The 584-nt window shown below is 48.3% G+C and carries 1 protein-coding gene; it reads left to right on the top strand.

Annotated features, from left to right (window positions below; translation table 11 throughout):
• A partial coding sequence (locus tag FLP08_RS15500; protein WP_202912789.1) for a Calx-beta domain-containing protein occupies positions 1-584 on the top strand: 584 nt, incomplete at both ends.

The following is a 584-nucleotide window of genomic DNA, read 5'->3' on the forward strand; positions in this document are numbered from 1 at the left end:
GCTACACCATCACCAAGGGAACTTCTTCAGTGAGCATTCCTGTAGATGTCCTGGGTGATGCCATCAGTGAACCAACAGAAGATTTTACAGGTGAAATTAGCATTACCAATGCCAACGGACAGGACGTAAGCCTGAATACCGCTACGGCCACTTCCACTATCAATGATAATGATAGCGTCAGTATCGCCATCAACGATGTAAGCGTGAACGAAGCCGACGGAACAGCCATCTTTACCGTAACCCTTACCGGGAACATACAGGATCAGCTAACCGCTGACTTTACCACCGCTGATAACAGTGCCGTAAATCCTGATGACTATACCACCAACTCCGGTACCATCACTTTTGCTGCCGGGTCTGTTGATGGAGCTACCCAGACCATCAGCGTGGATATCATCGAGGATGCCATTGCAGAACCTACAGAGACCTTCTTTGTAAACCTAAGTAACCTCGTATTTAGTGGTGCTGCTTCCATCTCCGATAACCAAGGCGTGGGAACCATCAATGATAATGATGCCATCTCCATCAGCCTGGCAGGATTCACCATCACTGAAACAGATGCTACCCAGCAAGGAAACTTCGTG

It is taken from the genome of Christiangramia aestuarii (assembly GCF_009735585.1).
Taxonomy (GTDB): Bacteria; Bacteroidota; Bacteroidia; order Flavobacteriales; family Flavobacteriaceae; genus Christiangramia; species Christiangramia aestuarii.